Source organism: Streptomyces sp. NPDC031426, from assembly GCF_055581585.1.
On record NZ_JBVIJE010000042.1, the window covers coordinates 43,435 to 50,951 of the forward strand.

Below are 7,517 nucleotides of genomic sequence, written 5' to 3' on the forward strand. Positions count from 1 at the left end.
TGCCCCTTTTCCGACCTTCCGCAGCGCCAGATCACGAGGATGGAACCGCATGACCGCGCCCCAAGACCTGCTCACTCCGGGGCTGTCCCCCGGAACGTCGTCCGAGACCGCCGGCGTGCACGACGTCTTCGCCCGGCGTGCACGGGAGCATCCCGCCGCGACCGCCGTCGTCTCGGTGTCGGCCTCCCGCACCGACGGGGCCGGCACCGAACAGCTCACGTTCGCCGAACTCGACGCTCTCGCCGACCGCTTGGCACACCGGCTGGTCGCGCTGGGCGTCGGCGCCGAGTCCCGGGTGGGTGTCTGTCTCGAGCCGTCCGAACGGCTGGCGGTGGCCATGCTCGGCATCATGAAGGCGGGCGCGGCCTTCGTGCCGCTCGACCCCGACTATCCCGCCGCCCGGCTGAGCCACCTGCTGGAGCACTCCGGCGCGGCCGTGGTCGTCGCACAACCGGAGACGGCGGCGCGGCTCCCGCACGGCAACGCCGAACTCCTGCTGCTGGACGCCGGATTGACGGAGCTGGCCCATGTGCCCGCGCTGCCGCCGCGGGGGGAGACCGACCCGGACAGCCTGGCGTGCGTCATCTACACCTCAGGTTCCACCGGCGCGCCCAAGGGCGTGCTGATCACCCACCGTGGTCTCACCAACCTCGCGCAGGCCGCGGCCGGCACCTTCGGTCTCGGGCCCGGTCACCGGTTCCTCCAGCTCGCCTCCGTCAGCTTCTCCGCCGCCCTGGAGGAGATCTTCCCCGCCCTGCTCAGCGGGGCGACGCTGCTCATGGCCGGCTATCAACGGGCGCTTCCGACCGTCCGCCACTTCCTGGGGGTCCTGGAGCGGTACGAGGTCACCGGCTTCGAGATCACCACCGCCTACTGGCACCAGCTGGCCGACGAACTCACCGAGTCCGGACAGCGCCTGCCCGACACGGTCCGCTTCGTGGTGATGGGAGGCGACCGGGTGCGGCCCGACCGGGTGCTGGCCTGGCGCGAGTCCGGGATCCCGCTGATCCATGTCTACGGACCCACCGAGTCGACCGCCACCGCCACCTACCACCACTCGGGCCGCACCGTGCCTCGCGCGGACGGACTGCTGCCGATCGGCACCGCCATCGACAACACCGGCGTACGGCTCCTGGACGACACCCTGCTTCCCGTGGCCAAGGGCGACGCGGGCGAGGTGTTCATCGCTGGTGACGCCCTGGCCCGCGGCTACCACCAGGCGCCCGGCGAGACCGCGGCTCGCTTCCTGCCCGACCCGTACGGTCCCGCCGGCAGCCGTATGTACCGCACCGGTGACATGGCGCGGCTGCTCCCGGACGGCCAGCTGGAATTCCTGGGCCGCACGGACAACCAGGTGAAGATCCGCGGCTTCCGGGTCGAACCCGGCGAGCTCGAGGCGGTACTTCAGCAGCATCCCGCTGTGCGACAAGCCCTGGTCACCGTGGAACGGCGGGAGGACGGCAGCGAGAGCGCCGTCCTGCGGGCCCACGTCACACCGGCCCCCGGAGAGCGCCCGGCCCAGCCGGACGACCCCCGCGCCGCTCAACTGCACGACTACCTGGCCGGGTTGCTTCCCGCCTACATGATCCCGGCCACCGTCACCGTCCTGGACGCGATACCGCTCACCGCGCACGGCAAGGTCGACTTCGCGGCGCTGTCCTCCCCGGCACCGGGCGACGCGGACGGCACAGCGGCCGGCCGGCCGCCCAGGCCGGGCACGGAGGCGGACCTGGCCGCGATCTGGCAATCGGTGCTCAAGCTCGACCACGTCGCCGCGGACGACGAGTTCCTCGCCCTCGGCGGCAACTCGCTGCAGGCGGTGAAGATCGCGGCACGGCTGCACCGCGAGTTCGGCATCGACATCCTCCCGAACGACCTGCTGGCGTCCCGGACGGTCGCCCAGCTCGCCGCCCTCATCGACGGCAAGCGACCCGACGGGCAACGAGCCTCGCAAGCCGCGCAGTTGGCCAAAGAGATCGAGATCCGCGAGATGGCCCAATGGGCCCGCAGACGCGCCGCCGTCGAGGCCTCCCTCGCCCGGTACTCCGGCGGCCGTCGCGCCGCACCGATCTCACCGACCCAGCAGGGTCTGTACATGCTCAGCCAGCTCGCACGGGACATCCCGCTGTACAACGAGGCCTGGCAGTGCAGGCTGACCGGACCGCTGGACCGCGACGCGTTCGACCGCGCCATCCAGGAGATCGCCCGACGACACGAGTCGCTGCGCACCTCCTTCGGCCTCCTCGGCGGCAGCCCCGTCCAGTTGGTCGCCGCGGACACGGACATCCCCGTACGGTACGCCGACGTGTCGGCCCGGCCGCACGACGTGCCGGCACTGCGCGAAGCGGAGATACGCCAACCGATCGACCCGGGCGTGCCTCCGTTGCTGCGCGTCCTCGTCCTGTCCCTGTCACCGACCGAGCACATCGCCGTGTTCACCGCTCACCACCTCGTTGTCGACTTCGTGTCCGTGGACGTCTTCATGGACGAACTCGCCGCCTGCTACTCGGCCTTCCGCGCCGACCGCGACCCGGACCTGTCGCCACCCGCGCTCCAGTACGGCAACTACGCCCTGTGGCAGCGCGACCACCTGCGGGGCGACAACCTGGACCGGCTGGTCGACTACTGGCGCGGCCGGCTCGCCGATCCGGAGCCCCGGCCTCTGGACCTCGGCTTCGACCGCCCCGTACCGGAGCCCGCCGACTACCGCGGCCGGCGTCTGGCGGTGGACCTGCCCGCCGCCCTGCAGGAAGCCGTCCACACGCTGGCCAGGCGCGAGGGCGTCACCCCGTTCATGGTGCTGCTCACCTGCCTCTACTCCCTGCTGCACCTCCGTTCGGGCAGCGACGACCTGTGTGTAGGCTCGCCGGTCGCCAACCGGGAGGGTCCGCTCACCGACCGGCTGATCGGCTGCGTCAGCAACACCGTCGTCCTGCGCCAGCAGGTGCCCGCAAACGTCCGCTTCCGCGACCTTCTGGCCGTGGTGCGCGACAACTGCCTCGGCGCCTACGCACACCAGGCGCTGCCGTTCGACCAATTGGTGGAGAAGCTGGGCCCGCGCCGGTACCCCGGTCGCAGTCCCTACTTCCAGGTGCTGTTCGCGCTGGAGGACGCGAAGGCGCTGGAGCGCTCCTTCTCCGGACTGACCCTCGACCAGAACGTGATCCTGCCGACCGGATACGCGAAGTTCGAACTGGCCTTCGTGCTCGAGGACCACGGCGACCGGCTGGAAGTGGGCCTGACCTACCGCACGAGCCTGTTCGACGAGACCACGGCGCGTGACCTCGCCTCGGCGTACGAACGGCTACTCACCCAGTACACCACCGACCCGGACCGGCCCGTCCCGGCCGGAACCGATGCCGCGGACACCCGCGGTCGACGCACCCCTCTCAGCAACACCGTGGAGAAACCATGACGACCGATGCAACCGACGCGCCGGAACGGCCGGCTCCGGACCGGCCGGTGGCTGAACTGATCAGGAACGCCGCCTACTGGCGGTGGGTGGCCGCCACCATGCTGTACCGGATCCCTCCCATCATGGCTCCGTTAGCCCTGGTCCTGGCCAGCACGCACTACACCGGCGGCCCCGCCGTGGGCGGCATGCTGGTCGGCTTCACGACGGTGCCCTGCATCCTGATCGCGCCGCTGTTCAGTCGCCTGCTGGAGCGGCTGGGCCGCGAACGGTGGACTCCACGGGTCCTGGCCGTGGGCGGTGTCGGTCGGCTCGGAGTGGCTGGCGGCTTTGTCGTGCACGCACCGGTGTGGACCCTGTTCGTCGCGTCCCTCATCGGCAACATGGCCACCTTCGGGGTCGGCGGCGCCATAAGGACCCTGCTGCGCACCACGGTGCCGCAGCGGCTCATCGGCTCCGCGTTGTCGCTCGACGCGGTTCTCGTCGAACTCATCGTCATCGGAGCACCCTTCGTAGTGGTCCTCTGCGCCCTGGCCGGTCCCGCGTACGCCCTGGCCGCCATGGGCGCCGCCATGCTGGCCGACGCGCTGCTGCTGTGGCCGAAGCCGTCCCGCAAAGCCGCTGTCGAGGTCGCGAATGAGACCACCGGCAAGGCGGAGGAGGACGGCGGAATCCCACCCGGCCTGCCGGACTCGGTCGGTGTCTGGCGCAACCCGGCCTTCCTGTTCTGGGCGCTGGTGACGATGGCCTTCGGACACTTCCTGGGCACCGCCGAAGTGGGCGCCCTGCCCCGGGTGGCCCTCGACGGCGGCGGTACCACCGAGGCCGCCGTCCTCACAGCAGTGCTGGGCGGGGCCAGCGCCCTGGCCGGGCTCGTCTACGCCTGGTACGCGACCCGGATCGGGATCGGGCTCACGGTGCGGGCCGTCGTCCTGCTGCTCACGATGATGGCAGCCACACTGGTCATCGCCACCGTCTCGGGCTGGTGGGGCCTGGTCGCGGGCTTCGCGCTCCTCGGACTGTGCGCCGCACCGCTGAACTCGGTGATGACGGAAGCACCCGGGTACGTGGTCCCGCAGTCCCGGATGTCGGAGGCCTTCACCGTCCTCGTGGCCACGCAGAGCATCGGATACGCCTTCGCCGGCGCGCTCCTCGCCGGTGTCAGCGTCCATCAGATGCTGCTGCTCGGCCCGGCGACCGCAATCGTGGCGCTGGCCGCCGCCGTCGTGCTGCGGCCTGCTCGGGCAGCGGCCGCCCTGACCGACGCCGCACACTAGCTCTTCCAAGACGAACCGGTGGTCCGCCCTGGGGACGGACCACCGGTCGTCATCGCCGTGCGTGTTCAGCTCGGCGGCCGCAGGGCCGGACGCCTGTTCGCGTAGCTGTGGCCCAGCAGTACCGCCTCGGTACGGGTGCGCAGGTTGAGCTTGGTGAGGATGTGGTACACGTGGCTGCGGACCGTGGCCTCCTGGACGTGCAGTCGACGGGCGATGGCGGTGTTAGTGATGCCGTGCCCCAGGGCTTCCAGAACCTCCAGTTCCCGCTCGGTCAGCGCGTCCTCGACCTGGGACAGCGACAGGTGTTCGCGCCGGATCCCGTCCGCCATCCAGGCCACCAGGACCTCGGCGATGGAGGCGGACAGATAGGTGCGCCCCCTGTGTGCCTCCAGGACGGCGGGGCCGAGATCACGCTGACTGGTGTTGCGGTCCACGAAGCCCCGGAACGCGTGCTTCACCGCCTTACGCAGCGTGGCGGCGTCGTCCGGCTGCATCAAGGCCACCACGGCCGGCCTCCGACCGTTCGGCGCGTGATCATGCAGTGACGTTTCTGCCCTGTCCTTGAGGCAGGCGCCACCGACGAGCAGCACATCGGGCCGTGTCTGCAGGGCACGGCTGGGCGCCTGGCTCGCCGAGCCGAAGTCGGCAACGATCTCGATCTGTGCGTAGGAGTCGAGGATCGCCCGGATCCCGGCCCGCAGAATCGGGTCTTCGTCCAAGATGACCAGCCGGACGGGCTGGTCCGTCGCGCGGGGCGCGAAGCCGGTGCGGGGAGATGCGGTCTGACCCTCCGTCGAGGTCACGGTGAGCTCCTTGGGACTCATGGCGCGGTCTCGTGATGTCCGGGGCGGGCAGATTTCCTGGTCAGAGCCACTTGACAACGTTATCCGAAGCCAGAGCGGACTGCGCGGTCCGACTGGAGCCGTGCAGGGCCGAGACCGATCCCCTGGAGTCCCAGCCGATGCCGTCTCCCGTCGGGGTGTCGGAGGCCGCCCTTCCGACGGCTGACAGGGAAGCGACGGCGAGGATGGCAGCGGCCACGAGGCCCGTGATCTTGGACATGCGAAGTACTCCTCGTTCACGATGCGGCAGGGATCAAGACAATCCCGAGAGGGACGATCCCTCGCTTCTGGTGGGTCGGGGATCGATCCGTCTGGTGCGGCGGTCGCCGGCGATCAGCAGTCTGGCCGACGGGCCAATGCCGATGGAATACCCACCTGGTGGCACCTCCGTGCCGAGGCACCTAGGTGCCACATCCCTGGTCAGACCACTTCAAGCCAACTCGCCTGGGGTTGAAACGAGTCCCGCCTGGGCACAATCAGCGCATTGCGTGCGGGACGGGGGAGGGAACACGACAGGAGAAAAACGCGCGGTGACGATGTTAGCTGTTCTGGGCCTCAGCTCGACGGCCGAAGCGGTATACATGAGGTTGGCGGGCCGGTCGCAGTCACGGTCCGTAGAACTCGCAGAAGCACTCGGCCTCAAGGAAGACGAGATCTCTGCCGCACTCGCGGAACTGGCCGAATTGTCTCTCGTCCGCCCGTCGAGAGAAGACCCAGCGAGCGTCCGCGCGGTGAGCGTCTCGGTCGCCCTCACCAAGTTGATACGCGACCAGGAAGCGCAACTCGCCCAAACCATCCAAGAGTTAGCTGCCATGAGGGCGGCGGTGGTGGAAGCCGCAGCGTCCCTGGGCCTCGCGTACGACTACACGGAACGACTGATCGGCATCGACGCCATCGAGACGAAACTCGAGATCCTCGCCCAGGAGGTCAAGGACGAGTGTCTCGCGGTGCTCCCCGGCGGCGCCCAGTCCCAGGCGAGCCTCAACGCCTCCCGTCCTCTCGACGAGGAAGCGCTGAGACGGGGAATCACCCTGTGCAACCTCTATCAGGACACCATGCGCCACGACGAGCCGACACGTACCTACGCGGAGTGGCTGGTCGAGCAGGGGGGACAGGTACGCACCGCCCCCGTGCTGCCGCCCCGCATGCTGATCTTCGACCGGAGGGTCGCTGTCGTGCCGATGGATCCGGACAACTCCCTTGCCGCCGCGCTCATCACGCGCGAACCCGGCATCGTCGCCACTCTGGTCGCGACGTACCAGCTGGCATGGACCGCCGCCGTCCCGTACAGCAGAGGCCAGAACATGCACGCGGACCACGGCCTGACGGAGATCCAGCACAAACTGCTGACCCTACTGGCCCAGGGCATAACGGACGAGGCCGTCGCCAAACGACTGGGAATCGGACTGCGCACGGTACGCCGGCAGATGTCCGCCATCATGGAGCGCCTCGGCGCACAGAGCCGGTTCGAAGCAGGAATGAAGGTGGCGCAGAACAGTTGGCTGTGACACCTCGGGCCCACCCCGCGGTCCTCAGCCCAAGAATGAGGCTAGGGACGGACGAGGCCGGAGACAACCACGATTGTGCTGAGCCGACGTCAGTGACTCCTCCCCCTCGTGAACGAGGGGGCTTCTCGCTATGCCGGGTTGGCGTCGCGACGGACCAGCCCGGCCCGTAGAACGTTGATCGCGCCCACCATGTCAGCGTGCGCGGTGTGGCCGCACGCCTGGCAGTGGAACTTCTCCTGAGTGGGGGTGACGGCGAGGAATGCGTGGGCGAGGAGGGCCAGGGTGACCCAGCGGTGCCAGGAGTAACAGCGGCGGACCTGGTGCTCGTCCAGCCCCGCGAGCGTCTTTGAGCTCTGGAACATTTCCTCCACCGTCCAGCGGCGACCCGCGACCGCGACCAGCGTGGACAGCGGGACCGGGCGGGGCGAGTAGCAGCGGTAGTAGGCCAGTTCGCCGGTGCTCCGGTTGCGGCGGATCA

General features: G+C 69.6%; 5 protein-coding genes and 1 pseudogene. 3 read left to right on the forward strand and 3 right to left on the reverse strand.

From position 1 onward, the window contains the following. The first annotated feature begins 49 nt into the window (after positions 1-49). Both ACZ5NH_RS41990 and ACZ5NH_RS41995 read left to right on the forward strand, forming a co-directional pair. Positions 50-3,415 carry an amino acid adenylation domain-containing protein gene (locus ACZ5NH_RS41990; protein WP_468783323.1) on the forward strand — a complete coding sequence of 1,122 codons (3,366 nt, stop codon included), beginning with the start codon at positions 50-52 and terminating at the stop codon, positions 3,413-3,415. Then, entirely contained in the window at positions 3,412-4,689 is a 1,278-nt protein-coding gene (locus ACZ5NH_RS41995) for an MFS transporter (RefSeq protein WP_468783325.1), read from the forward strand. The genes ACZ5NH_RS41990 and ACZ5NH_RS41995 overlap by 4 nt, the downstream gene beginning before the upstream one ends. Before the next feature lie 65 nt (positions 4,690-4,754). Here the strand turns inward: ACZ5NH_RS41995 and ACZ5NH_RS42000 are convergent, their stop codons facing one another. Next, a complete protein-coding gene (locus ACZ5NH_RS42000) occupies positions 4,755-5,492 on the reverse strand; it encodes a LuxR C-terminal-related transcriptional regulator (RefSeq protein ID WP_468783327.1) in 738 nt (245 codons plus the stop codon). A gap of 61 nt (positions 5,493-5,553) precedes the next feature. After that, entirely contained in the window at positions 5,554-5,751 is a 198-nt protein-coding gene (locus ACZ5NH_RS42005; RefSeq protein ID WP_468783329.1) for a hypothetical protein, read from the reverse strand. Positions 5,752-6,067: 316 nt separating this feature from the next. Here ACZ5NH_RS42005 and ACZ5NH_RS42010 point away from each other — a divergent pair, with 316 nt between their 5' ends. Beyond that, positions 6,068-7,039 (forward strand): LuxR C-terminal-related transcriptional regulator, encoded by a 972-nt coding sequence (locus ACZ5NH_RS42010; protein WP_468783331.1) that lies wholly within the window; start codon positions 6,068-6,070, stop codon positions 7,037-7,039. A 128-nt stretch (positions 7,040-7,167) separates the two neighbouring features. Here the strand turns inward: ACZ5NH_RS42010 and ACZ5NH_RS42015 are convergent. Then, positions 7,168-7,517: pseudogene (locus ACZ5NH_RS42015) on the reverse strand (hypothetical protein); the annotation flags it as partial.